The following is a 25,212-nucleotide window of genomic DNA, read 5'->3' as shown; positions in this document are numbered from 1 at the left end:
ATTTTAAAAAAAGTTCTCACGCAGATTTGGCAGATTGGTTTTTGAAAAATTTTTTCACGCAGATTCAACAGATTTAAGCAGATTTTAAAATCATTTTAATCTTAATAATCTGTGGCAAAAAAATTAGTTTAATTCGTGAATTGCTTCGTCTGTTCGCTACCGCTCGAGTCGTGGCTAAAAATAAACCTGAAACCTGAAACAAAAAACACTTGAAACAAAAACACTATGTTACATAAAACTAAAATACCAAACTTAAAAGTAATCGCATTTGATGCCGATGATACTTTGTTTGTAAACGAACCTTATTTCGAGGAAACCGAACATAAATTTTGCGCTTTGATGGAAGATTACCTTTCGCATCAAGGCATTTCACAGGAATTATTCAAAATAGAAATTGCCAATCTGCCGTTGTACGGTTACGGAATCAAAGGATATATCCTTTCAATGATCGAAGCAGCAATGAATATTTCCAACAATACCATTCCGATTGAAGTCATTGAAAAAATCATTCAATATGGAAAAGAATTACTCGAAAAACCAATCGAATTGCTGGACGGAATTGAAGAAACACTTCAAGCCTTAAAAGGCAAATACAAATTGGTTGTTGCCACAAAAGGCGATTTAAAAGACCAGCACAGCAAATTACACCGTTCTGGTTTGGGGCATTATTTTCACCATATCGAAGTAATGTCAGACAAACAAGAAATTGATTACCAAAAACTTTTGGGCCGTTTAGATATTGAGCCGCACGAATTTTTGATGATCGGAAATTCATTGAAATCAGATGTTCTGCCTGTTTTAGGAATTGGCGGTTATGCCGTTCATATTCCGTTTCACACTACTTGGGAACACGAAAAAATTAATCATACCATAGAACACGAACACTTTAGTTCATTTGAAACTATTGCAGAAGTGGTTCCGAATTTATTATAATGAAAACACTTTTAGATCTAGAAAATTGGAATAGAAAAGAGCATTTTGCCCATTTCAAACAAATGGAAGAACCTTTTTTTGGCGTCACTGTAGAAATTGACTGCAAAAAAGCGTATCAAACTGCAAAAAGCATCAATGCTTCTTTCTTCATTTTCTATTTGCATAAAACTTTGGCTGCAGTAAACACCATTGAAAATTTTAAATACCGAATTTCAGAAGACAAAATATACATTAACGATCAGATTGATGTATCGGCAACTATTGGTCGTGAAGATGGTACTTTTGGATTTTCTTTAATAGAATATCATCCTGATTTTAAAACATTTGAACAAATTGCCTTAACCGAAATCGAACGTATTCAAAATACAACCGGACTTTTCACAAGATCTTTTGATGATGATAACCTGATTCATTTTTCGGCAATTCCGTGGTTGAATTTTAGTTCGATAACCCATGCACGCAGTTTTACATATCCTGACAGCTGTCCGAAAATTTCGTTTGGCAAAATGATGGTTTCCGAAACTGGAAAAAGAACCATGTCGATGGCTGTTTATGTGCATCACGGTTTAATGGACGGAATACACGTTGGTCAATTTGTAGATCTTTTTCAAGAGCTAATGAATCAATAATAATCGGAATGATTTTTGCGCCTAGAAACATATGAAACGATTTTTCCTTTTTCTGTTTTTAATTTCCAGTACTGTTATGCTAAGTCAGACAGTGCTGACTTCTTATTCCATAGATTTAAAAAACAAATTAGGACAGTCCCAAATCATGACGGGAGAAAATACTGTTACTCATGACGTATTTACTTTCGCCGCAAGCGCAGACAGTCTTTCGATATTAAAATACAATAGCGCTTTATTCTTAAGAGATAAATTTGTCACTTCTCGCCAATACACCGAAAACAGATCTTTGATGGGGTATAGTTTCAGCGAAGATGGAAATCCGACTTTGTATTGGTTTTCTCAAGAAGAAAAATCAATCATTTTGATTAAATATTATCTGGAAAACAAAACCTTGAGAGCATTGAAATTTCAAATTCCGCTTGAAGACAACTACATTTTAGCCAATTATCAAAAAGACAACAATTTCTATTTATTGTTACAAAGCAAAACAAAACAGGCATTGACTGCTTTTGTTTTTAAAAACGGAATGGCAGAGGAAAGATTTCTCGATTTCAGTTCTTTCAAATTCATAGATCGAAAAACACAACCTAAAACATTCAATCAGATTTTAAACGAAAATCCGATTGAGAAGATGGATGCAGGCGAGTATAATCCCTTGTATAAAGTTAGCGCGAAAAGTAAACTTTACACACTTCCAAACCGTTTGATTCTAACTTTGGACCAAAGTTTCAGAAAGACACAATTGTTTGATATCAATTTAGACAATCAGGAAATAAAAGAGAAAATATTTGTGAAACCAGTTGGAGCGAAAAATCCAAAAACGTCAAACTCTTTTTACCACGAAAACAAATTATACCAAATCAATGCTAATGCTGACGAACTTTTGTTTGATATAAAAGATTATGAATCTGGCCAATCTATAAAATCATTTACAGTCTCAAAACAAGATACTATTCGTTTTAGCAATTCACCGTTATTGATGCAAATTGAAGATCGAGCACCCAAACAATTAAAGAATACCGCTAAGTTCTTAAAAGTATTATCTTCTCTTGATGCTGGAATTTCGGTTTATAAAAACCAAAAAAATCTCTTTATCACTTTAGGAGGATCGGGAAGCGATTTAAAGTCGTTTTCAGTGAACGGTTTTAATTTTAATGATCCTTTTGGAGATTTTCCATCAAATGGTCTTTATAATGTTGAGACCAATTATTCTGCTTTTTTCGAATGCATTTGGACAAAAAAATTGGAGCTAACCAAAGAAACACACGAACCTTTTGCTGCCGACCAAGTCTATTATTTTTTAGATTCCCATAAAGAAGCGGCACTTTTTAGTACTCTCAAACTAAATAACTACACCATTTTAAGTTACTACGATGTTGTTGCGAAACAAATTGTTTTGCGCAAATTTACCGACGGCTTTAATTAAACAAATTCGTTATCAACAACTTATATAGAATTCCGCATCTGCGAGGCATTCCTTATTCTTTAATTTTTACTTAATAGTCTTATTTTAATACTTTTTTGGCTTTTAAAGAAAGTTTTTACCTACAATTTATTGTTGATTTGGGCAAAAATTTAAAAATTAAAAAATAATGAAAAAAATTGTAATGACTCTTGCATTCGCCCTAGCGTTAACTGGAGTAAATGCACAAACAGAAAGCAATAATGCTTACAATAAATGGTCTATAGATTTAGGCGCTGGTTTTAACAAACCACAACGACCATTTAACGATGGATATTCTACAAATACTGTAAGTCCATGGACTGGAGATTTAGGAGTTCGTTATATGTTTAACAACAAATTTGGTTTGAAAGCAGATTTTGGATACAACAGTTTTACAGCAAAAGGAAGCTCTATTGATTTTGACTCAAAATACTACAGAGTAGATTTACAAGCTGTTGCCAATTTAGGACGTATCATGAATTTTGAAACTTGGACTAATACTTTTGGTTTATTAGGACATGCTGGTTTTGGCTATGCTCAATTAAGAAGTGATAACTTCAAAGGGACAGACGAAATGGGTAATTTTATTGCTGGTGTAACTGGACAAATAAGATTATCAAACAGAATCGCATTAACTGGTGATTTCTCAACTATTCTAAACGCATCTCAAGATCATACTTTTGATGGAGCATACGTTCCAAACAACAGAGGTTTTTCTGGATTGATCTTTAACGGAACTGTTGGTTTAAACGTTTACTTAGGTAAAAACACAAAACATGCAGACTGGACAGTAATTTCTAATGAAGATAGTGATCTTTCTGCTTTAGAAAGCAAAGTAGCAGATCTTGAATCACAAATCAAAAATAGACCTGCACAAAAAGAAGTGGTTATTGAAAAACAAGTAAGCGCGCCACAACCAAATGATAATGAATTGATCAGAAAAATGATTAATGACAAGTATTTCAGTGTTTATTTCGATTTTAATAAAACTACTCCAATTGAGAACTCAACAGCTGCAATTGATATTGTTTTAAATTACTTAAGACAAAATCCTTCTGCTACTCTTGACCTTATAGGTTATGCCGATCAAGTTGGAAAAGCTGAGTACAACGACAAACTATCTAATACTAGAGCAACAAACGTAAAAACAATTTTCGAAAAAGCTGGAATTGCTTCTTCTCGTTTAAATGTTGTTGCAAATGGTGCTGATACTTCAATTCAAAAAGACTCTGAGGAAGCTAGAAGATTAGCTAGAAGAGTTACATTTATTGTAAAATAATTTCTTTTTAATACTTGATTAAAAGTCCTTAAGATTTTTTCTTAAGGGCTTTTTTATTTTTCACAAAATTAAAATGATGTAAATACGGCATAAAATTTGAACAAATTTCTACTGAATATATTTAAGAAGCGCATTTATGAAAAAACAACTACTTCTTTTTCTTTTGTTTTCTAAAACAGTTTTGTTTAGTCAAACAGTATTAAATTCTTTACCGCTCAATCTAAACTTCTTATCAAAAACTCAGATTTTAAATATTGAAGACAAGAAAAACAAAGACATTTATGCCATTGCCTGGGACAAACAAAGCGTAAATATTTTAAAATACAATCAATCTTTATTTCTAACGAGTCAGTTTACAGATTTAATTAAAAAAGAAGTAAATCGAAATCTTATGGGAGGCACTATTAGTACAGACCAAAAGCCAACCTTGTACTGGATTTCAGGAAACAATAAAAACATTTTAATTACCACTTACAATCTTGACCGCAAAACATCAGAATCTCTAAATTTTGATTTTCCACGAAATCATGAATATATAATAAATTCGTTTCAAGATAATAATGCCTTTTATATTCTTGCTAAAGAGATAGATTTTGAGCATCTTCTTCTTTATAGATTTGAAAATCGAAAGTGTGAAATTAAAATGCTTGATTTTTCTAGTTTTACTTTCAAAAATAAAGAGAAAGTGAACATTTCTTTCAATGCGCTCATCAAACACTTTCCGATTAAAAAGATGGAATTGGATATTCTTAATCCTATTGATTTTACATCACAAATAAGTAAAATGTATGTGGTCAATGATTACCTTGTTTTGACATTCGATAATCGTTTAGAACGAACACAGGTTTTTGAGGTTAATTTAAATACTGGTGCTATGAAAGAAAGAACTTTTAATCAGCCTGTTTCCGAAAATCCATTGCGAACATCAAATTCATTTTACAATGGTGGAAAACTATTTCAAGTCGTGGCCAATAAAGAGGAATTACTGTTTCAAATAAAAGATTTTGATTCTAAAAATACCATTAAAAAATTCTCTTTTTCAAAAAATGATAGCATTCCATTTAAAAACTCACCTTTCTTTGTTCAAATTAACAACAAGAAACCTCAGCAATTAAAAACTACTGCAAAATTCCTTAAAGATTTAGATGGACTTACTGCTGGTATTTCTGTAGTTAAAAATCAAAAAAACAGTTTTGTCACCTTTAGTGGTTTTGGAGAATCTATAGATTATTATTTTAAATCTGATTCTCCTGATACTTTTGGAGTGCGTGAATATTATTCATTAAGCAAAATAGTCTATTTTGATGCTACCTTAAATGAAAATTTAGATTTCATAAGCAACAAACATTCAGAACCATTAGCAATTGAAAACTTATTTTACTTTTTAAACAACAACAAAGGCATCCAATTGTACGATACGCTAAGATTAAAGAATTATTACATCTTAAGCTATTACGACAAAGCTTCTCAACAATTTATCATGCGAAAATTTACTGATGGTTTCATGATGCAAGAAAATAGAAACCCAATCATAAACAAATCTATATTTTCAAATCCTGCTGCGTTTGAGAAAATTAACTTTAAGAAGAATTAATCTTAAAGTCTAATGTTTTCAAGGTTTCTCAAAAGTGTAATGGATAATTTTTCTTAATTTTACCAAAAAGACACTTATTATGTTAGCAAAAAATATTGAATCGGCTTTAAACAAGCAAATCCGCATAGAAGCAGAATCTTCGCAAACTTATCTTTCTATGGCTTGTTGGGCTGAAGTACAAGGATTAGAGGGAATCGCTCAATTTATGTACACACAGTCAGATGAAGAGCGCGCACATATGCTTAAACTAGTTAAGTATGTAAACGAACGCGGAGGACACGCTCAAGTAACAGATCTTAAAGCACCAAAAACAACTTATACTACTTTCAAAGAGATGTTTGAAGAGCTTTACAATCACGAACTTTTTGTTTCGCAATCTATCAACGAATTGGTACATATTACTTTTGAAGAAAGAGATTACGCGACACACAATTTCTTGCAATGGTACGTTTCTGAACAAATTGAAGAAGAAGCTACTGCTAAGTCTATCTTAGATAAAATCAACTTAATTGGTGATGATAAAGGCGGACTTTATTTGTTTGATCGTGATATTCAGCAATTAACAGTTACGAGTTCAATCGCTATCAATCCTAAATAAAAAAGTTAAAGTTTATTTAGAATATTTAAAAATACCTTTTTTGGTTTATATTTGTCTCTGTTTTTAAAATTCAGAGGAAAAAGTGAGCAAGAAAGAAAAAGACAAGGACAAAAAAAAGGATAAAAAGAAAAAGAAAAACGCTGCTATCCTTGATAAAATTAAGAAGATTGAAAACTGTAAATCTTCTTGCTGTGAGAAATATAAAAAGAGCGAAAAGAAACGCTGCTCACGCTGTCCTATGTTTGATTTATTCAAAAAAACTGCTTAATACAATATAGAAAAACCCATCAGATTTCTCTGGTGGGTTTTTTAGTTTTAAATTGCAGTCACTTTCGACTTTTAAATTCTATTATGGAAAACGCTATTACAATTCCCAAATCTAGTCTCGACTTTTTAGTCGAACTGAAAAAGAACAACAATAAACCGTGGTTTGAAGAACATAAACCGCAATATTTAATAGAACTTAATCACATTGAAAATTTTGCAGGCGCACTGCTTAAGGAACTTTCTAAAACCGATGTTCTAGAAAATACTTCGGGTAAAAAAAGTGTGTATAGAATCTATCGCGACATTCGTTTTTCTAAAGATAAAACGCCTTTTAAACATTATTGGGGCGGAAGTTATACTCGAGCAACCGCAGCAAGACGCGGTGGTTATTACTTCCATCTGGAAAAAGGAAATAGCTTTTTTGCAGGCGGTTTCTGGGGGCCAAATGCCGCAGATTTAAAACGAATAAGAACTGAATTTGCACACGATCCAGAAACTTTTCAAGAAATATTAAACTCAAATTCTTTCAAAAGTAATTTTGGCACTTTGCAAGGAGAACAGCTCAAAACAAAGCCAAAAGGTTTTGATGTTGATCATCCAGCTATTGATTTGCTTCGTTTTAAACAATTTTTGGTTATAAAACGTTTTACTGATGAAGAAGTATTAAGTCCGCAATTTTTAGAACTGGCTCTTGACGCTTTCAAAAACATGAAACCTTTTTTTGACTACATGAGCGAAGTCCTTACAACCGATGCTAATGGCGTTTCAATTTTATAAAAACAATTTTCCGTAAAGTATAAAACCCGACAGGTTTTAAAAACCTGTCGGGTTTAACTAACGATATTCTTTAAAATTATTATTTACTCAGCAGTAAAATTTCATTTACTACAACTTCAGTTATATAACGCTTTTCGCCGTTTTTGTCATCGTAGCTTCTGTGCGTTAATTTTCCTTCAACAGCGATTTCTTTCCCTTTTACAACATACTTTTCGATAATTTCCGCTGTTTTCCCCCAAGCAGTTATGCGATGCCATTCGGTTTGCTCTACTTTTTCGCCTTTATCATTTCTATAAATCTCATTTGTTGCGATTGTAAGATGAGCAAGTTTTCTACCGCTTTCTAATGTTTTAATTTCTGGATCATTACCAACATTCCCGATTAATTGTACTTTGTTTCTAATTGCACTCATGGCGTATACTGTTTTAATGTTATTATTAAATTGAATCGTTTATCGAATTCAACACTGCAAAGATGCCAAACCTCAACATTAACAGTCGGTTGTTAACTATTTACTATCGACTGTAACTATTTGTAAGCGTTTGTAAATGGAATTTGTTTTTTGTATATTTGAGATAAATCTTACGATATGCAAGCAAAAATTAAAAAAGTAGAGTTAAGAAATCTTGAAATAGAAGACTATAAACAATTAAAGAAATCAATGATTGAATCGTATCCAGAAATGGCAGATTCTTATTGGAGATCTGAGGATATAGAAAGACTTCTTTCAATTTTTCCAGAAGGACAGCTGGTGATTTTGGTTGACGGAAAAGTTGTTGGCTCTGCCCTATCTCTTATTGTTGACGAAAAATTAGTAGAAAAAAGACATAATTATCAGCAAATTAGTGGCGATTATACCTTTTCGACCCACAATCCAAATGCTGAAATTTTATACGGCATAGATGTTTTTATTCACCCCAATTATAGAGGCTTGCGTTTAGGGCGCCGTTTGTATGATGCAAGAAAGGAACTTTGCGAACAATTAAACCTTAAGGCGATTGTCTTTGCAGGAAGAATTCCGAACTATAGAGAACATGCCAAAAAGATGTCTCCAAAAACGTATATCGAAAAAGTCCGTACAAAAGAATTATACGATCCAGTTCTTTCTTTTCAATTAAGCAACGATTTTCACGTTTTGAGAATCATCAAAAATTATCTGGAAGGCGACGAAGAATCGAAAGAATTTGCGGTTTTACTCGAATGGAATAATATTTATTATGATGATAGTCCGAAACTGATTAATTTAAAGAAAAACATTATTCGTTTAGGATTAATTCAGTGGCAGATGCGTCCGCTCAATAATGTTGAAGCACTTTTTGAGCAAGCTGAATTTTTTATTGATGCCGTTTCGGGTTATGGTTCTGATTTTGCTTTGTTTCCAGAATTGTTTATTGCGCCATTAATGGCCGATTATAATCATCTGTCTGAAGCAGAAGCTATTCGTGAGCTTGCCCGCCACTCTGATCCTATTAGAAAGAAATTTCAGGAATTTGCCATTTCATACAATATCAACATCATTACCGGAAGCATGCCTTATTTAGAAGGCGGAAATCTTTACAATGTTGGTTTCTTATGCAAAAGAGACGGAACTTCAGAAATGTATACCAAAATTCATATCACGCCAAACGAAGTTATACATTGGGGAATGAAAGGCGGATCGGAATTTAAAACCTTTGATACCGATTGCGGTAAAATTGGAATTTTAATTTGCTACGATGTCGAATTCCCAGAAATTTCCAGACTTCTGGCAGATGAAGGAATGAACATTTTGTTTGTACCATTTTTAACCGATACACAAAACGGATATACTCGCGTAAAACATTGTTCACAAGCACGTGCTATCGAAAATGAGTGTTATGTAGCCATAGCAGGTTGCGTTGGAAATCTTCCGAAAGTGAACAATATGGATATCCAATATGCGCAGTCTTCTGTATTTACACCATCCGATTTTGCTTTTCCAAGCAACGGAATCAAAGCTGAAGCTACTCCAAACACAGAAATGACACTTATTGTCGATGTTGATTTAAATTTATTGAAAGAGCTTCACGAACACGGAAGCGTTAAAACATTAAAAGACCGAAGAACAGATCTTTACGAAATTAAAAAATTGAATTCATGAAAACATGCCTCGAATGTTCTGCTAAAATTTTTGGTCGAGAAGACAAGAAATTCTGCTCAGACAGCTGTCGAAATGCCTACAATAACAAAATAAATAAAGATAGCACGAATTTCATGCGAAATATAAACAACAAGTTACGCAAAAATTACCGTATTTTGGCAGAGTTAAATGTAGACGGAAAATCCAAAGCTTCTAGAGACAAATTACTCACAAAAGGCTTTGATTTTGAGTTCTTTACAAACATTTTACAAACCAAAACAGGAAACACATATTATTTCTTGTATGATCAAGGATACCGTTCCTTGGACAATGATTATTTTATGCTTGTTAAAAAAGAAATATAGTTAGTATTATTTACCATGAGAAAAAACCAAACCTCAATTCTAGCCATAGTCTGCATTTTAGCGTTACTTGGCATTATATATGCCACGATGATGCCACAAGGAATCTCTAAGGACGATGAAGCGCTTGCTGAGTTTTCGACCGAAAGAGCTTTTAACCAGGTTGAGATTATTTCACAAAAACCGCACTATGTCGGATCGACCAATCACGAACTGGTTGCTAATTATCTTAAACTAGAATTAAACAGAATCGGGTTAGAAACGAGTGTTCAGGAAGGTTTTACTCTAAATGATAAAGGTCTTTTAGTAAAGTCAAAAAATATTTTGGCTCGCATTAAAGGAACAAACAATACAAAAGCACTTTTACTTCTTTCTCATTATGATAGTGCACCGCATTCTTTCTCAAAAGGAGCAAGCGATGATGCTTCTGGAGTTGCAACAATTTTAGAAGGTGTACGTGCCTTTTTATACTCCAAACATCCTCAAAAAAACGATATAATTATATTATTCTCTGATGCCGAAGAATTAGGATTAAACGGAGCTGCTTTATTCGTAAACCAGCATCCTTGGGCAAAAGATGTTGGTTTGGTTTTAAACTTTGAAGCAAGAGGAACTTCTGGTCCAAGCTATATGTTAATGGAAACCAACAAAGGAAATCAGGCATTGGTTGAAGAATTTTCTAAGGCAAAACCTTCTCATCCTGTTTCTAATTCTTTGATGTACAGCATTTACAAAATGCTTCCTAATGATACCGATTTGACTGTTTTTAGAGAACAAGGAAATATTCAAGGATTTAATTTTGCATTTATCGATGGTCATTTCAACTATCACACGCAGCAGGATGATATTCAGCATTTAAACAAAACTACCTTAACGCATCAAGGCACCTATATTATGCCTTTGCTAAAATATTTTACAAACATCGATTTGAATCAAACAGAGTCTACCGAAGACAATGTTTATTTCAGCGCTCCATTTTCATTTATTAGCTATCCGTTTTCTTGGGTAATGCCAATGACTATAATTGCTTTCGGATTATTGTTTTTGTTGATTTTTGTCGGAAGAGTAAAAAGAATCATCACTTTCACAGAAATTTTCAAAGGTTTTGTTCCGCTTTTAGGCTCTCTTATTATTTCAGGATTAGTAACCTTTTTAGGTTGGAAACTTATTCTCGAAATTTATCCGCAATATTCTGATCTTCTAAACGGATTTACTTATAATGGACATGCTTATATTGGCGCTTTTGTTACGTTGAGCATCGCAATTTGTTTTGCTTTCTATCATCATTTCTCTGAGGCCAAAACTACCATGAACCATTTTGTGGCTCCTTTATTGGTTTGGATTATCATTAATGCATTTTTAGCCAATAGCCTAACGGGAGCTGGTTTCTTAATAATTCCTGTTTATTTCGGAATATTATTATTCGGAATATTTGTGTTTACACAGCATTACAGTTTAGGAATGAATCTAATATTCTCTATTCCTGCCTTGGCAATTGTTGCGCCTTTTATCATAATGTTTCCAATTGGTCTCGGCCTTAAAATCTTATACGGAAGCGCCATTCTAACCGTTTTATTATTCGGATTATTACTTCCAATTTTCGGTGCATTTGCCAAAAAAGGTGCTTGGATCGTGGTTTTCTTTATTGCTTCTATTTCATTTTTCGTTTACGCAGGATATCATTCAGGTTACGAATATGGCAAAGCCAAATCAAACAGTTTATTGTATGTTTATAATGCTGATACTAATTCTGCTGTCTGGACCACTTATGACACAAATTTAGACGAATGGACTAAATCGTATTTAGGCGAGAAAAATCAAAAAGCTGTTGGTTTAAATACCTTGCCTCTTTCAAGCAAATACAATACTACTTTTACTTACAGCGCTATCGCACCAGTTGTCGATGTTCCGAAACCTACAATTCAATTTTTAAGAGATAGCGTTATTGGAAATAATAGATATTTGAAAATCAGAATTACTCCAAATAGAAAAGTAAATCGTTACGATATTTATGCAAATCCAAAAATGACATTTTATAACTTTAAAGCAAATGGAGTGTCAACTTCTGGCGAAAAAGGAAATCGTTTGGAAAGAGAAGACAGTAAAATTTTGTGCTATTATGTAGTAGGCAACGAACCGCTGGAAATGGATTTCTACATTAACAAATCTTCTGTTTTTGATATGGATTTAATTGAAAGTTCATTCGATTTGATGACCAATCCGTTATTAAAGGTTAAACCAAGAGATAATTGGATGATGCCAACACCATTTGTATTGAATGATGCCGTATTGATTCAGCAGAAAATCAAAAGATATACACCGCCAGTAAAACCACTTGAACCTGTTGTGGTGCCAACAGACAGTTTAACTGTTGCAAAAGACAGCATCAAACCGGTTGTACAACCTTAATGAACAGTAAAAAACAATACTATGGCAACAAATGTTTCTACAATCGTTTTGAATGCTCCAGTTGAAAAAGTATGGAACGCACTAACACAGCCTGAATTAGTCAAGCAATGGCAGTATGGAAGTGATTTAATTACAGATTGGAAAATCGGCAATGAAATACGCTTTAGAAATGAATGGGAAGGCCAAGTTTTTGAGCAATGGGGAACTGTTTTAGAAATTGTTCCAAATCAAAAAATAAGATATTCTTTGTTTTTTCCGAGACCTGGATTAGAAGATAAACCCGAGAATTATTTCATAATGAGTTATGTTTTATCTGAAGAAAATCAGAAAACAAAACTCGAAATAATTCAGGAAGATAATCGTCCAGGTGCAGTTCAGGAGAAACCGCAAGGAGAAGAAAATCCAATTCTACAGGCATTAAAAGTCGTAATAGAATCTTAAATTTGTTAATCTGCTCTTTTTATTTGATTCATAGTCAAAAAACCTTTCTTACTCTTTAACTTTGTTCCTTTGAATCTCAAAAAATGACAAAAATAAGCATACTTGGCTGCGGCTGGCTGGGATTTCCTTTAGCAAAAACATTACTTAAAAAAGGAATTTCAATAAATGGATCAACAACTTCAGAAAACAAACTTTCAATTTTAAAAGACGCAGGAATAAATCCGTTTTTAGTGAGTGTTGAAAGTGAAGGGATTTCCGAAAACATCGATACTTTCTTAGCAAAAAGCGAAATCTTAATCATAGACATTCCGCCAAAACTAAGAGCTGTCGATCCAGGTTCTGAGAAGAAAGCTTTTGTCGAAAAAATCAAGAATTTAATTCCTTTTATAGAAAAATCAACGGTTAAGAAGGTGCTTTTTGTGAGTTCAACTTCTGTTTATGGTGATGATAATGGTCTTCTAACCGAAGAAAACAATCCCAATCCGGAGACAGAAAGCGGTAAACAATTGCTTTTAGCAGAAAACCTCCTTCTTGAAAATCAAAACTTCGAAACCACAATTTTACGTTTTGGCGGATTAATTAGCGAAGATCGTCATCCTATTAAGTTTTTAGCTGGAAAAGAAAACATTGAAAATCCAGATGCTCCCGTTAATCTAATTCATCAAATTGATTGTATTGGTATTATTGAAGAAATCATAAACCAATCTAAATGGAATGAAGTTTTTAATGCCGTTGCTCCTTTTCATCCAACAAGAGCAGAATATTACACTTCAAAAGCTATTGAAATGGATTTGGCTTTACCTAAATTCAGTTCTCAACATTCTGATATTAAAAAAGTTATTTCGAGTGAAAAGATAGAACGCACATTACAGTATAAATTTATCTTAGAAGAATATTAAAACTTTCAAATAAAGATTAAATAAAAACACTATTTTTCCTTCATAAAAAATAAGTGTTTTTCCAGATGAAAAAATTCAGGTTTCTATTTTCAATCAGTATTTTACTGTTTGCTTTTTTCCAAAGTTACTCCCAAAACGATTCTATTCCCGAGAAATCAGAAAAAATAAAACAATTTCACGCTGATATCGTTGTTAAGGAAAATGGGAACCTTATCGTTACAGAAAACATTACTGTTTATGCTGCTGAACTATTCATAAATCACGGAATTTATAGAGAGCTTCCGATGGAAAGCAATTCACCGAAAGTTTCTAAAACCAATTTCTATAAAGTTCTAAGCGTATACAGAGGTAATTCGAAAGAACCATATCACTTAAATATAGACTCCGAAAAATTTGGAATCTACATTGGGGATGAAGAAATATATCTGCCAGAAGGGACTTATACTTATAAATTGACGTATGAAATTGAAGCACAAATACATTCTTATAGCGATTTTGATGAAGTTTACTGGAATATTACAGGAAATTATTGGGAGTTTGATATTGAAAATGTCACTGCAAAAATAACTTTACCGAAATCTGCAAAAGCATTTCAGACCGCTTGCTACACAGGTCTTTTAGGTTCAAAAGCACACGATTGCAATTCAAAAGTTATAGACAATTCGATTTATTTTACTTCTAAAAATCTAAAAAAAGGAGAAGGTTTTACCGTCGCTGCTGGTTTTCCTAAAGGATTTGTTCATCAGCCTTTTTTTCGTCCGCATTATAAAATGGATGAATTTTTATCTCCAAACAAAGTATTACTTGCTCTAGCTTTCGTCGCTTTTTGTTTTGCTTTTTACTATTTTTCTTGGAAAAGTCATGGAGAAGATCCTTTATTAGATAAAACCAAGAAAATAGATTTAAAAAGCCTTTATTCTGCAACAGCTCTGCAATACATAAAAGACAAAGGCGTTGATTCGAAAACGCTACTAATCACAATAATCAATCTTTCTATAAAAGGTGCTCTCGAAATTTTTGACAATGGGAAAAAAGTTTGGGCCGATGATTTTAAATATTCACTTAAAAAAGGAAAAGAAACGTTTGGTTTATCTCAGGAAGAAACCGCAGTTTTAGAAGCCTTATTTAGAGAAAACGATTCATTTGAGCTTGACAAAGAAACGTATTTGATTTTCGATAAAGCAAAAGAAGCGCTTGAAAAAAAATTAGAAAAGCAATATAACTTAGCCGATTATTTTTTAAGTAACTCCAAACAAATTCTTATAGGTTTTATTATTACAATAACAGCTTTATTAAGCTATTGTTACATTGATAAAGGAACTATATTTTGGGCTGCTATCTTTGGTTTTATCCTTCTAATAATTACAGCATTGCTTTTTAAAGTAATCATTCAATCTTTCACAAAAGATTTCGGAATGGCTTTGCTTTGTATTTTTTTCTCCATTTTTACGGGTGGTTTTTGCTATGGATTATTCGCTGCAGTCAACTTAGACAAAAGCTACTCCGTCTTAAATTTGATTGTACTGTTCTTAATAATTTCAGGATTTAGCTTTTATTTAAGCATAATCGGCAAGTATACTAAATTAGGCGCCGAGATCAAATTTGAAATCGAAAGATGGAAAAAAGAACTGCTTGATTATAAACCAGAAGAAAGCTCTGCAATAAGCGTTTATGAAGAAAACCTGCCTTATGTATTTGCCTTGGGAATTGAAGAAGATTGGAATTCAAAATTCGCAACTATTTTAGAAAAACTGAATTATAAAAATAATTGGATCAAAACAACTGGCAGCAGCTCTTCACAATTTACTTTAAGATCAGTTACCCATTTTAGCTCTTCTTACGATTCATTTTCTAGCAGTTCCAGCAGCGGAAGTTCTGGTGGCGGAAGCTCTGGTGGAGGTGGCGGAGGCGGCGGTGGCGGTGGCTGGTAAAATCCTCTAAGATTTAACTTATATAATTTATTGATTTAAAAAAACTTTGCGAACTTCGCGATAAACTATTGCGCCTTTGCGGTTAAAAATTATGGAAACAGTTTTCATCAACTCTCCTTTAGGAATCACCAAAATCATTGGAGACGAAAATGGTATTGCCGTAATTTCTGTTTCTGATGTTGGAACCAATGAAGTTTCTGAAGAAATTCCAGAAATTTTACAAGAAGCCGTTTTGCAGTTAAATGAATATTTTGAAGGCAAAAGAACCGATTTTGACCTAAAACTGAATCCGCAAGGAACCGAATTTCAGCAGAAAGTCTGGAAATCTCTTCTTGAAATTCCGTACGGAAAAACGGTAAGCTACATGGATCAGACCAAAAAGCTGGGAGATATAAAAGCAATTCGTGCCGTAGCTTCAGCAAATGGTAAAAATCCGCTTTGGATTGTCGTTCCTTGCCATCGTGTAATTGGCACAAATGGATCTTTAACAGGTTATGCTGGCGGGTTATCACGAAAAAAATGGCTTTTGGAACATGAAAGTCCATCTCCACAACAAAGTTTATTTTAGTTTTACTGTACAAAAAGAAGGATAATTCATTCATTTTTAATTTACGATAGATTAAAAATTTAAATTTGTGTACATTTATACAGAATAAAAATTAGTTCAATTCCCGAATTCGTGACAAAAAAATATGATTGAAAAGATAAACCTTAATAATATTCTCTTTCTCGATATAGAAACCGTTCCCGAAGAAGAAAACTTCAATTCGCTTGACGCGGAAATGCAGTCACTTTGGGATTTGAAAACGCAATATCAGCGAAAAGACGAGTATTCTCCAGAAGAATTTTACGACCGTGCTGGGATCTGGGCCGAATTCGGAAAGATAATCTGTATTTCTGTTGGGTATTTTACCATCAAAGGAGATGTTCGCAATTTTAGAGTGACTTCGTTTTTTGGTGAAGAAAAGAAAATCCTAAAAGACTTTTCGAATCTGATTAACAATCATTTTAATCAGCCTCAGCATTTGCTGTGCGGACATAATTCGAAAGAATTTGATATTCCATTTATTGCCCGAAGAATGATTATCAACCAAATGCCAATTCCAGATAAACTGAATTTATTTGGTAAAAAGCCTTGGGAAGTTCCGCATTTAGACACTTTAGAATTATGGAAGTTTGGCGATTATAAGCATTATACTTCTTTAAAATTATTGACTAAAATCTTAGGAGTTCCTTCTCCTAAAGGAGACATCGACGGAAGTCAGGTTGCCCATGTCTATTATGTCGAAAAAGATATCGACCGAATTATCACCTATTGCGAAAAAGATACCATTGCCGTAGCTCAGATTTTCTTGCGTTTGCGTCGAGAAGATTTGCTAATTGAGGACGAAATAATTCATGTATAACTTCTTTAGATGCTAAGATTCTGATTTACTAAGATTCTAAGATCCTTTTGCATGAACTTATATAACTTATATAGTTTAAAATGATTCATTCCGAAATTTCACATCATCGTATGGCTTCTCAGAAGCTTTATCAAGAAAATCAATGTTCCCCTCAAGAAATTGTGCAGCATTTTGGTGCTATGCAGGCTCAGGATTATGCTATGGCAAAATGGGCAATTGGTTCACGTTGCAATTCCTCAGAAAAGGAAATTGAAGAAGCCGTTAATTCAGGAAAAATAATCAGAACTCATATTCTGCGTCCAACTTGGCATTTTGTTTCTGCTGATGATATCTATTGGATGCTTGATCTTTCTGCTCCACAGGTACAAAGATTTACTATTTCTGCCGCTAAAAAATTTGATTATGATTTGAAGAAATTAGATCAAATCAATAATAAAATTCAAAAACTGTTATCAGGAAATAATCATTTGACTCGGGATGAAATCATGCTGGAACTTGATATTAAAAGAACTTCTAAAGAAGATTTTTTAAACGCTGCCATTATGATGCATGCCGAACTGGATGGTTTGGTATGCAACGGAAGAATGAAAGGCAAACAAATTACGTATGCTTTACTTGAAGAGCGTGTAGAAAAGCCTAAAACCAAATTGAGCAAAGAAGAAGGTTTGGCCAAACTCGCTCTTCGATATTTTGAAAGTCATGGTCCGGCAACATTGCTCGACTTTTCGTGGTGGTCAGGTTTCGCGCCGACTTTTTGCAAAAATGCAATTAACGCAATAGAGTTGCAATTAAATTCTATTACCATTGATAATCAAACATATTGGTTCGGAAAAAATGACAAGAAGGAGAATACCTTTCGCGAAAGCGTACATTTTTTGCCCGCATTTGATGAGATTTTAATTTCATACAAAACGCGCGAAGCTTCATTTACTGGAGATCATCAATCTAAAACTTTAACCAATAATGGCATTTTTAAACCCATCATTTTAGAAAATGGAAAAGTAATTGGAATCTGGAAACGAACCATTAAAAAAGATCACGTCAAAATTGAAACAGAATTCTTTAATGAAACTGAAAGTTCGAAAAAAGAGATTTTGTTTGAAGGAATTAAAGCTTTTGAAACTTATTTGGAAACCAAAGTTGTGATTGAATAATCAATTTCAAAAATAAATAAATTAGATTTCGCCCCGATGGGGCTTTTGAATTAAAGCCTTGATGATTTCTATAAATATTTCGCTCTTCTAGAGCTTTTTTGAATTTTTATCATGTGAAATAGCTCTGGAAGAGCGAAATATTTATAGCAAATGAAATTTCCCAATTTCAAAAAGCCCCAGCGGGGCGACATATCAACTCAAATTCCCAACCCATTAAGCAAAATATTTATGCATTTTATTGCTAAATAATTACATTTACAAAAAAATGTAATTATGGTATTGAGCAGATTTTGGTTAGTTATTTTTATTTCTTCGATTCTTTTTATTGTAGTCAGTTTATTTACTGCCAATACTTATACCATTGATTCTGTTTTAAATGGAAAAAAAGACGATCCTGTTTTAGTTTCTGAAAAATACATTGAAGACCTTCCTGCTTTCTTAAAAGACAGCATAAAAAAAGCGCCAGATCAGACGATGATTATCAATCGTGATACGCTAAATGCCGACACGACTTATGTTTACAAAAACAAAACCGTAAAAATTTATAGCGGACTTCAAAAATCTGATGGTTTATTGCCAACTTGTAAAAGCACTTTAGTAGATTTAATTTTGCCACTTATTGCCTATCTAGCTTTTTTCTGCGGATTAATGGAACTTCTAATAGTTTCTGGAGCTTCTGGAAACCTGGCAAAAGCTTTAAGTCCTGTATTTGTAAAGGTATTTCCAAGTATTCCTAAAAACCATCCTTCGATATCGTACATGACCTTAAACTTCGCTGCCAATTTCTTGGGATTAGATTCTGCTGCAACACCATTCGGATTGAAAGCCATGGAAAGTTTACAAGAAATAAACCCTGAAAAAGATAAAGCCAGTGATGCACAAATCATGTTTATGTGTCTTCATGCTTCTGGATTAACTTTAATTGCAACTTCAATTATCGGGTATCGCGCTGCTGCAAATGCAAGTAATCCTGCCGACGTAATGCTGCCTTGTATTATCACTTCATTTATCGGAACCATTGCCGCTTTTTTAATTGTCGGAGTCAAACAGAAAATTAATTTCAAAAGCGCTTCTCTTTTAATTGGTTTAATGGGATTAATTGCAGCAATTGTTGGATTACTGATGTATGTAAATCATTTAGATTTAATTGGAAAAAACTATTTTACCTCTAATCTTTCTGGATTAATTTTACTTGCCATCATAGTATTTACGCTGATTTTTTCTTTCAGACATGAGAAAAAATTCAGAGAAGCAGACACTACAGTTTTTGACACTTTTGTCGTAGGCGCCAATAACGGAGTGAAAACAGGAGTTACTATTTTCCCTTACGTTTTAGGGATGCTAGTGGCAATCTCATTATTTAGAAACAGTGGTTTATTTGAAATCATCAGTGATGCAATCGGATTTGTTTTCTCAAATCTAGGTGTAAGCAAAGAAATTACAAATGCACTTCCTGTTGCGATGCTGCGTCCGTTTAGTTCTGCGGGTTCTAGAGGCTTCTTAATTGATTCTATGAATACATTTGGAGCCGATTCTCTAACCGCTAGATTGAGCAGTATTTTCCAATGCAGTGCCGAAAGCACATTTTATGTTATTGCCGTTTATTTTGGTTCTGTAAACATTAAAAATACTCGTTACGCGCTAGGCACAATGCTTTTGGTTGATTTGGTCTGCGTTATTACAGCTATTTTTGTGGCAACTTGGTTTTTCTAAAAGAAGCTAAAAAACAATCAAATTAATTACTTCTTATTTTTCGTAAATCTCTTTAAAACAACAAATAAAGATTGTTGTTTTAAAGTTTTTATATAAGTTACCTCTATGAATTAGGCGCATTATCCTACATTATTTTTTCATTTTTTATAAAAAACCTCTTATAATTTTATACTTTAGCCTTCTAACATAAATAAAACAATTAAATATTCCCCCAAATATGTTTAAATGGTTTTTAAGTAAAAAAAAGGACCCTAAGAGTCCCGAAAAAATCGAATACGCCGAAGAGCCAAAACCTACAGAAATACCTGTCGCGCAAAATAAATTCGATACCAACAAAATAGACTGGCTCATTAATGATTCGATTCTTGCCTTTATGCCGCGCGAATTGTTTATGCACTATTCTGATTCCACTACAACAAAAGACCCTCAGGATCCTTCTTGGCAAAATCAGGGATTATACTTTTGGAGAGAAAAAGAAGCTTTTGAAAACAAATCTCTTCCAGAGTTTTTTGAAACTATGGAACAGAAATTATTTATTATTAATGAAGTGCCAGATTATATTTCGTTAGTTTCAGGAAAAGCGATGCCGTGGTTTGGAATGCCTGGAGGTGGCGAAAAATTCTTTTTCAGATATGATGAGACCACTCCTGTCACTTTAGAAGAAGCCTACAAACTTAATGTAATAAATTATGTTGAGATAGTGGAATTGAGTCACGACAATCTTAGCGTTTTAAATGATCGCGATAATTATTGCTTTTTGATTGATCCATATGAAGTAAAATATGAAGATCAGCTTTTTTATCTTAACGGAGAAAAAATCTCATTAGCAGAACTTTATCAAAAAAAGAAACTTTTAGTTCTATCAGTTGAATAAAATCATTTTTGAATTATAATTATGAAAATCCACACTCTTTTTTTCCTGCTTGTTTTAATAGGATGCCAAAAAACAAAACCAACAGATGCCACATCTGTTGCAGAAATCATTGAACCTCAAGAAACTTTAGAGGTTACAAACGATGAAAAAATCATCAAAACCGACACTGTCTCTATTTACACTGACGGAACAGAATCTTCTACAGATTATGTTTTAGCGCATTTAGTAGATCAGCAGGCAGATAAGGACAGTATTGTTACAGTAAAATATCGATTGGATTTTTATCAGAATAAAAATAAAACTGCATCTTCAAAAATCGCTATCAAAGGTTTTGAGAAAGGATCAGAATGGATGGCTTCATACGGTTTGACATCTGAAAGTTCAAAAAATTCTCCATTTATACAAATCTCACTTGGATATCCTGCATGCGGTTATTCGCATGACCACTATCTGTATTATCTAAAAAACAAAGAATTACAGCTAGTGCACCAATGGAGCACAATGACTGACAGCGGCTGGGGAAGCTGGGTAGAAATTGCAAACCCTTCAACCAATTCTGACCCAAAATCTTTTTATTGCAAGACTGTTGCGTTTGTACCTGCAGACGAAGATGAGAATATGGATATGGGAATCCTTACACACTCAGACTCAATATCTTTCGAATTAAAAGACAGTAAGTGGAAAAAAGTTTTACTTTCTGCTAAAGACAAACCATACTTTGAAAAAAAGATGACGTTTGATCAATTCAATAGCGTCGAATAAAATCATAAAACTGTTGAATGAGTCCTTATTCAAATTCTTTCTTAGGTAAATAATTTCTAAATTTGTAAAAAAACAAAACTAATGATTGATTTTATATACCAAGATCCTTATCCGATCTTAAAGGACGATACGCAGTACCGCAAAATCACTTCTGATTTTGTGAAAGTTGAAAAATTTGGAGAACGAGAAGTTTTAACCGTTGACCCAAAAGGTTTGGAGTTATTGGCTGAAGAAGCTTTGACCGATGTTTCGTTTATGTTGAGAACTTCTCATTTGCAAAAATTGAGAAAAATTCTAGACGATCCAGAAGCAACAGACAATGACCGATTTGTAGCTTACAATTTACTTCAAAATGCATCTGTAGCTGCCGAAGGTCAGTTACCAAGCTGCCAGGATACTGGAACTGCGATTGTAATGGCAAAAAAAGGTGAAAGTATTTTTACTGGTGTTGATGATGCAGAATGGTTAAGCCGTGGTATTTTCAATACTTACCAAAAAAGAAATTTACGTTATTCTCAGATTGTTCCGATTTCGATGTTTGAAGAAAAGAATTCTGGTTCAAATCTTCCGGCACAAATTGACATTTATGCTAAAAAAGGAACTTCTTACGACTTTTTGTTTATGGCAAAAGGCGGAGGATCTGCTAACAAAACTTATTTATACCAGCAGACAAAATCTTTATTGAATGAAAAATCGATGGACGAATTCATTCGTACAAAAATCAAAGATTTAGGAACTTCTGCTTGTCCTCCATACCACTTAGCGTTGGTTATTGGCGGAACTTCTGCTGAAGCTAACTTAAGTGCTGTTAAAAAAGCTTCTGCTGGATATTACGACAATCTTCCAACTTCAGGAAACATGGCTGGTCAAGCTTTCCGTGATCTTGAATGGGAAGAAAGAGTTCAGAAAATCTGCCAAGAAAGTGCAATCGGCGCTCAATTTGGAGGAAAATATTTCACTCATGACGTACGTGTAATCCGTTTGCCACGACACGCGGCTTCTTGTCCGGTTGGATTAGGGGTTTCTTGTTCTGCCGATAGAAACATTAAAGGAAAAATCACTAAAGACGGAATCTTTGTTGAGCAATTGGAAACAAATCCGAAACAGTTTTTACCAGAAACAGCTCCACACTTGGAAGCTCCTGTAGAAATTGATTTAGATCAGCCAATGGCAGATATTTTGGCTAAATTATCTCAATATCCAGTTAAAACTCGTCTAAAACTAAACGGAACCGTAATTGTTGCCCGAGATATTGCTCACGCAAAAATCAAAGAATTGTTAGACGCTGGAAAACCAATGCCTGACTATTTCAAAAATCACCCAGTGTATTATGCTGGCCCAGCAAAAACTCCAGACGGAATGGCTTCTGGAAGTTTCGGACCAACAACTGCAGGACGTATGGACGTTTATGTGGATGAATTCCAGAAAAATGGCGGAAGTATGATTATGCTTGCAAAAGGAAACCGTACTAAACAAGTTACTGATGCTTGTAACAAATACGGCGGATTCTATTTAGGTTCTATTGGAGGTCCTGCTGCTATTCTAGCTCAAGATAACATCTTAAAAGTTGAAGTGGTTGATTTTGAAGAATTAGGAATGGAAGCTGTCCGTAAAATTACAGTTAAAGATTTCCCTGCGTTCATTATTACTGATGATAAAGGAAATGATTTCTTTGCAAACTTGTAATTTTTCTTAACCGCAAAGAACACAAGTATTTACGCAAAGTTCGCAAAGAATTATATAAAAACAAAAACCGCCAAAATAGGCGGTTTTTGTTTTTAATCTATAGCGTGCCTTGCGTAAATCCTTGCGCTCTTTGCGGTTTAATTCATCATGCACTTAAATCTTGCTTTTCAAAAGCTATAAAATGCGATATTTCGCCTTTCAAGTTATAAACTGGCGAAGCATCTATTTTGCATTTATAAGTCTGTCCGTTTTTTCTATAATTTTCGAGTGTTTTTGCAAAAGGCATCTGCTTTTTTACTGCTTCTCTAATATCTTTTAAGTCTTTTTGCGAGGTTGCTGGTCCTTGAAACATTTTTGGAGTTTTCCCTAAGACTTCTTCTTCTTTGTAACCTGTCATTCTTTTTATTCCGCTTGACGCGAAAACTATTCTTAAATCCAAATCTGTTACTAAAACTACTTCATTTTTGATTCTTTCCTGGATATTGAGCTTTTTTTCATCCCAGATAAATTCATCTGAAATTTTGCTCATTCTTTTCAAATCAGCGCTTAGTCCTTTTAACTCATTTAGATATTCGTAATGAAAATCCCAAGATAGGATTGGGACTGAATTTCGTTGCAGTGAATCATCAGAATTTTTATTTTTCATATCAAAATTAATTCAGGATGTTGATGGATCTTTTTTCTCAAAGATACAAGAAAAATCTTGTTATAAAAAGTCATGAATCTTAATATACGATTAAAAAGCGTTATCAAAATGTAAATTTTAACTGAACCACAACTGCTTTCTTCACCTCTGTATTTAAGTTACTTAACGAAATTCCAAGCAGTCTTACCGAATCTTTCATTTTTTCCTGATACAGTAATTCTTCAATATTTTCCATAATCAAACTTTTATCAGAAATAAAATAAGGCAAGGTTTTGCTTCTTGTTTGTTGCGAAAAATCGCTGTATTTAATTTTGAGTGTAATGGTTTTTCCCGAAACATTATGTCTTTTTAAACGTTTTTCTAACGAACCTGCAATTCGTTCTAATTGCTCCATCATAAAAATTTCGGAAGACAAGTTCACATCAAAAGTATGTTCTGCGGCTACAGATTTAGCAATTCGAGAAGATTTCACTTCACTATTATGAATGCCTCTCACGACATGATAATAAAATGCTCCTGATTTTCCAAAATGTTTCTCTAAAAACTCTAAAGATTTACTTTTCAAATCGGTTCCTGTAAAAATCCCGAGCTGATACATTTTTTCTGTAGTAACTTTTCCGACTCCATAAAATTTGCGAATAGGCAAATCTTCCAAAAAAGCTTCTACTTCGTCAGGGTTAACCGTTTTTTGCCCGTTTGGTTTGTTATAATCACTCGCAATTTTGGCAACAAATTTATTGACCGAAATACCTGCAGAAGCTGTTAGCCCTACTTCATTAAAAATTCTTGTTCTAATTTCCTGAGCTAGAAGGCTTGCGCTTGGATTTCCTTTTTTGTTTTTAGTGACATCCAAATAAGCTTCGTCAAGTGAAAGAGGCTCAACCAAATCGGTATATTCATGAAAAATTTTATGGATTTTGGACGAAATCTCCTTGTAGCGGTCAAATCTTGGTCTAACAAAGATAATTTCTGGACAATATTTTTTGGCTAAAGCGCCGCTAAGAGCACTTCTGACACCAAACTTTCTAGCTTCGTAACTGGCTGCCGAAACCACACCGCGATTTTCTGAACCGCCAACCGCAACGGGTTTTCCTCTTAATTCAGGATTGTCCATCTGCTCTACCGATGCATAAAAAGCATCCATATCAATATGAATTATTTTACGATATGTTGGTGTTTCAGACATGTTACAAATTTAAAAAGGAAAGCAATAAAAAAGCGCTTCAAATAGTTATAAATAATACCAATCTTTAAAGAATATAAATTCGTTGAGTGCAAACCAATTATTCTTTCTATTTTTGTTCTTCTAC

General features: G+C 33.5%; 24 protein-coding genes. 21 read left to right on the top strand and 3 right to left on the bottom strand.

Going from position 1 to position 25,212, the window contains the following annotated elements; all coding sequences use genetic code 11:
- The first annotated feature begins 225 nt into the window (after nucleotides 1–225).
- From LPB248_RS11920 to LPB248_RS11885, 8 genes are all read left to right on the top strand, one after another.
- Nucleotides 226–933 carry an HAD family hydrolase gene (locus tag LPB248_RS11920; RefSeq protein WP_177211638.1) on the top strand — a complete coding sequence of 236 codons (708 nt, stop codon included), beginning with the start codon at nucleotides 226–228 and terminating at the stop codon, nucleotides 931–933.
- A complete protein-coding gene (locus tag LPB248_RS11915; RefSeq protein ID WP_177211637.1) occupies nucleotides 933–1,562 on the top strand; it encodes a chloramphenicol acetyltransferase in 630 nt (209 codons plus the stop codon). The genes LPB248_RS11920 and LPB248_RS11915 overlap by 1 nt, the downstream gene beginning before the upstream one ends.
- Before the next feature lie 31 nt (nucleotides 1,563–1,593).
- Nucleotides 1,594–2,988: a hypothetical protein gene (locus LPB248_RS11910; protein ID WP_177211636.1), complete on the top strand. Its 1,395-nt coding sequence runs from the start codon at nucleotides 1,594–1,596 to the stop codon at nucleotides 2,986–2,988.
- 166 nt (nucleotides 2,989–3,154) lie between these two features.
- The gene (locus tag LPB248_RS11905; protein WP_177211635.1) at nucleotides 3,155–4,285 is read left to right on the top strand and encodes an OmpA family protein; all 1,131 of its coding nucleotides are present in this window, start codon (nucleotides 3,155–3,157) and stop codon (nucleotides 4,283–4,285) included.
- A 136-nt stretch (nucleotides 4,286–4,421) separates the two neighbouring features.
- The gene (locus LPB248_RS11900; RefSeq protein ID WP_177211634.1) at nucleotides 4,422–5,879 is read left to right on the top strand and encodes a hypothetical protein; all 1,458 of its coding nucleotides are present in this window, start codon (nucleotides 4,422–4,424) and stop codon (nucleotides 5,877–5,879) included.
- Nucleotides 5,880–5,958: 79 nt separating this feature from the next.
- Nucleotides 5,959–6,477 (top strand): ferritin, encoded by a 519-nt coding sequence (locus LPB248_RS11895; protein ID WP_095930276.1) that lies wholly within the window; start codon nucleotides 5,959–5,961, stop codon nucleotides 6,475–6,477.
- Between the two features lie 82 nt (nucleotides 6,478–6,559).
- Nucleotides 6,560–6,745 carry a hypothetical protein gene (locus LPB248_RS11890; RefSeq protein WP_177211633.1) on the top strand — a complete coding sequence of 62 codons (186 nt, stop codon included), beginning with the start codon at nucleotides 6,560–6,562 and terminating at the stop codon, nucleotides 6,743–6,745.
- Nucleotides 6,746–6,828: 83 nt separating this feature from the next.
- On the top strand, nucleotides 6,829–7,521 hold the full coding sequence (locus LPB248_RS11885; RefSeq protein WP_177211632.1) for a DUF2461 domain-containing protein: 693 nt from the start codon (nucleotides 6,829–6,831) through the stop codon (nucleotides 7,519–7,521).
- Between the two features lie 79 nt (nucleotides 7,522–7,600).
- On the opposite strand, the gene LPB248_RS11880 is transcribed toward LPB248_RS11885, so the two are convergent.
- On the bottom strand, nucleotides 7,601–7,933 hold the full coding sequence (locus LPB248_RS11880) for a single-stranded DNA-binding protein (RefSeq protein WP_177211631.1): 333 nt from the start codon (nucleotides 7,931–7,933) through the stop codon (nucleotides 7,601–7,603).
- 177 nt (nucleotides 7,934–8,110) lie between these two features.
- Here LPB248_RS11880 and LPB248_RS11875 point away from each other — a divergent pair, with 177 nt between their 5' ends.
- The 13 genes from LPB248_RS11875 (at nucleotide 8,111) to LPB248_RS11815 (ending at nucleotide 23,256) form a co-directional block, all read left to right on the top strand.
- Nucleotides 8,111–9,640: a bifunctional GNAT family N-acetyltransferase/carbon-nitrogen hydrolase family protein gene (locus LPB248_RS11875; protein WP_177211630.1), complete on the top strand. Its 1,530-nt coding sequence runs from the start codon at nucleotides 8,111–8,113 to the stop codon at nucleotides 9,638–9,640.
- Nucleotides 9,637–9,984, top strand: coding sequence for a hypothetical protein (locus LPB248_RS11870; protein WP_008465546.1), 348 nt, complete (start codon nucleotides 9,637–9,639; stop codon nucleotides 9,982–9,984). The genes LPB248_RS11875 and LPB248_RS11870 overlap by 4 nt, the downstream gene beginning before the upstream one ends.
- 15 nt (nucleotides 9,985–9,999) lie before the next feature.
- Entirely contained in the window at nucleotides 10,000–12,390 is a 2,391-nt protein-coding gene (locus LPB248_RS11865; RefSeq protein WP_177211629.1) for a M28 family peptidase, read from the top strand.
- Between the two features lie 21 nt (nucleotides 12,391–12,411).
- A complete protein-coding gene (locus LPB248_RS11860; RefSeq protein WP_177211628.1) occupies nucleotides 12,412–12,831 on the top strand; it encodes an SRPBCC family protein in 420 nt (139 codons plus the stop codon).
- An 83-nt stretch (nucleotides 12,832–12,914) separates the two neighbouring features.
- The gene (locus LPB248_RS11855; RefSeq protein ID WP_177211627.1) at nucleotides 12,915–13,730 is read left to right on the top strand and encodes an NAD(P)H-binding protein; all 816 of its coding nucleotides are present in this window, start codon (nucleotides 12,915–12,917) and stop codon (nucleotides 13,728–13,730) included.
- A gap of 65 nt (nucleotides 13,731–13,795) precedes the next feature.
- Nucleotides 13,796–15,661, top strand: a complete 1,866-nt coding sequence (locus tag LPB248_RS11850; protein ID WP_177211626.1) for a DUF2207 domain-containing protein — start codon at nucleotides 13,796–13,798, stop codon at nucleotides 15,659–15,661.
- A gap of 91 nt (nucleotides 15,662–15,752) precedes the next feature.
- On the top strand, nucleotides 15,753–16,229 hold the full coding sequence (locus LPB248_RS11845; protein WP_177211625.1) for a methylated-DNA--[protein]-cysteine S-methyltransferase: 477 nt from the start codon (nucleotides 15,753–15,755) through the stop codon (nucleotides 16,227–16,229).
- 124 nt (nucleotides 16,230–16,353) lie between these two features.
- Complete coding sequence (locus tag LPB248_RS11840; protein WP_177211624.1) at nucleotides 16,354–17,067, top strand: 3'-5' exonuclease; 714 nt, start codon at nucleotides 16,354–16,356, stop codon at nucleotides 17,065–17,067.
- Nucleotides 17,068–17,147: 80 nt separating this feature from the next.
- Nucleotides 17,148–18,221, top strand: coding sequence for a winged helix DNA-binding domain-containing protein (locus LPB248_RS11835; protein WP_177211623.1), 1,074 nt, complete (start codon nucleotides 17,148–17,150; stop codon nucleotides 18,219–18,221).
- A 273-nt stretch (nucleotides 18,222–18,494) separates the two neighbouring features.
- Nucleotides 18,495–19,934, top strand: a complete 1,440-nt coding sequence (locus LPB248_RS11830) for a nucleoside recognition domain-containing protein (RefSeq protein WP_177211622.1) — start codon at nucleotides 18,495–18,497, stop codon at nucleotides 19,932–19,934.
- Between the two features lie 217 nt (nucleotides 19,935–20,151).
- Nucleotides 20,152–20,808, top strand: coding sequence for a hypothetical protein (locus LPB248_RS11825; protein WP_177211621.1), 657 nt, complete (start codon nucleotides 20,152–20,154; stop codon nucleotides 20,806–20,808).
- 21 nt (nucleotides 20,809–20,829) lie between these two features.
- Nucleotides 20,830–21,570 carry a hypothetical protein gene (locus LPB248_RS11820; protein ID WP_177211620.1) on the top strand — a complete coding sequence of 247 codons (741 nt, stop codon included), beginning with the start codon at nucleotides 20,830–20,832 and terminating at the stop codon, nucleotides 21,568–21,570.
- Between the two features lie 81 nt (nucleotides 21,571–21,651).
- On the top strand, nucleotides 21,652–23,256 hold the full coding sequence (locus tag LPB248_RS11815; RefSeq protein ID WP_177211619.1) for a fumarate hydratase: 1,605 nt from the start codon (nucleotides 21,652–21,654) through the stop codon (nucleotides 23,254–23,256).
- Nucleotides 23,257–23,401: 145 nt separating this feature from the next.
- Here the strand turns inward: LPB248_RS11815 and LPB248_RS11810 are convergent, their stop codons facing one another.
- Complete coding sequence (locus LPB248_RS11810) at nucleotides 23,402–23,902, bottom strand: PAS domain-containing protein (RefSeq protein ID WP_177211618.1); 501 nt, start codon at nucleotides 23,900–23,902, stop codon at nucleotides 23,402–23,404.
- A 103-nt stretch (nucleotides 23,903–24,005) separates the two neighbouring features.
- A complete protein-coding gene (gene dinB / locus LPB248_RS11805) occupies nucleotides 24,006–25,088 on the bottom strand; it encodes a DNA polymerase IV (RefSeq protein ID WP_177211617.1) in 1,083 nt (360 codons plus the stop codon).
- Nucleotides 25,089–25,212 lie beyond the last annotated feature (124 nt).

Source organism: Flavobacterium sp. LPB0248 (assembly GCF_013388355.1).
Classification (GTDB): Bacteria; Bacteroidota; Bacteroidia; order Flavobacteriales; family Flavobacteriaceae; genus Flavobacterium.
The sequence above is the reverse complement of the archived record's forward strand: the minus strand, read 5'-3'. Positions and strand labels throughout refer to the sequence as shown.

Bases quoted from the DNA above. Each gene is read 5' to 3' on its own strand.
- LPB248_RS11895 (WP_095930276.1), top strand. From the start codon at position 5,959: ATGTTAGCAAAAAATATTGAATCGGCTTTAAACAAGCAAATCCGCATA.
- dinB (WP_177211617.1), bottom strand. From the start codon at position 25,088: ATGTCTGAAACACCAACATATCGTAAAATAATTCATATTGATATGGAT.
- LPB248_RS11865 (WP_177211629.1), top strand. From the start codon at position 10,000: ATGAGAAAAAACCAAACCTCAATTCTAGCCATAGTCTGCATTTTAGCG.
- LPB248_RS11885 (WP_177211632.1), top strand. From the start codon at position 6,829: ATGGAAAACGCTATTACAATTCCCAAATCTAGTCTCGACTTTTTAGTC.
- LPB248_RS11835 (WP_177211623.1), top strand. From the start codon at position 17,148: ATGATTCATTCCGAAATTTCACATCATCGTATGGCTTCTCAGAAGCTT.
- LPB248_RS11905 (WP_177211635.1), top strand. From the start codon at position 3,155: ATGAAAAAAATTGTAATGACTCTTGCATTCGCCCTAGCGTTAACTGGA.
- LPB248_RS11840 (WP_177211624.1), top strand. From the start codon at position 16,354: ATGATTGAAAAGATAAACCTTAATAATATTCTCTTTCTCGATATAGAA.
- LPB248_RS11920 (WP_177211638.1), top strand. From the start codon at position 226: ATGTTACATAAAACTAAAATACCAAACTTAAAAGTAATCGCATTTGAT.
- LPB248_RS11825 (WP_177211621.1), top strand. From the start codon at position 20,152: ATGTTTAAATGGTTTTTAAGTAAAAAAAAGGACCCTAAGAGTCCCGAA.
- LPB248_RS11900 (WP_177211634.1), top strand. From the start codon at position 4,422: ATGAAAAAACAACTACTTCTTTTTCTTTTGTTTTCTAAAACAGTTTTG.
- LPB248_RS11855 (WP_177211627.1), top strand. From the start codon at position 12,915: ATGACAAAAATAAGCATACTTGGCTGCGGCTGGCTGGGATTTCCTTTA.
- LPB248_RS11910 (WP_177211636.1), top strand. From the start codon at position 1,594: ATGAAACGATTTTTCCTTTTTCTGTTTTTAATTTCCAGTACTGTTATG.
- LPB248_RS11870 (WP_008465546.1), top strand. From the start codon at position 9,637: ATGAAAACATGCCTCGAATGTTCTGCTAAAATTTTTGGTCGAGAAGAC.
- LPB248_RS11820 (WP_177211620.1), top strand. From the start codon at position 20,830: ATGAAAATCCACACTCTTTTTTTCCTGCTTGTTTTAATAGGATGCCAA.
- LPB248_RS11880 (WP_177211631.1), bottom strand. From the start codon at position 7,933: ATGAGTGCAATTAGAAACAAAGTACAATTAATCGGGAATGTTGGTAAT.
- LPB248_RS11810 (WP_177211618.1), bottom strand. From the start codon at position 23,902: ATGAAAAATAAAAATTCTGATGATTCACTGCAACGAAATTCAGTCCCA.
- LPB248_RS11875 (WP_177211630.1), top strand. From the start codon at position 8,111: ATGCAAGCAAAAATTAAAAAAGTAGAGTTAAGAAATCTTGAAATAGAA.
- LPB248_RS11830 (WP_177211622.1), top strand. From the start codon at position 18,495: ATGGTATTGAGCAGATTTTGGTTAGTTATTTTTATTTCTTCGATTCTT.
- LPB248_RS11815 (WP_177211619.1), top strand. From the start codon at position 21,652: ATGATTGATTTTATATACCAAGATCCTTATCCGATCTTAAAGGACGAT.
- LPB248_RS11845 (WP_177211625.1), top strand. From the start codon at position 15,753: ATGGAAACAGTTTTCATCAACTCTCCTTTAGGAATCACCAAAATCATT.
- LPB248_RS11860 (WP_177211628.1), top strand. From the start codon at position 12,412: ATGGCAACAAATGTTTCTACAATCGTTTTGAATGCTCCAGTTGAAAAA.
- LPB248_RS11915 (WP_177211637.1), top strand. From the start codon at position 933: ATGAAAACACTTTTAGATCTAGAAAATTGGAATAGAAAAGAGCATTTT.
- LPB248_RS11850 (WP_177211626.1), top strand. From the start codon at position 13,796: ATGAAAAAATTCAGGTTTCTATTTTCAATCAGTATTTTACTGTTTGCT.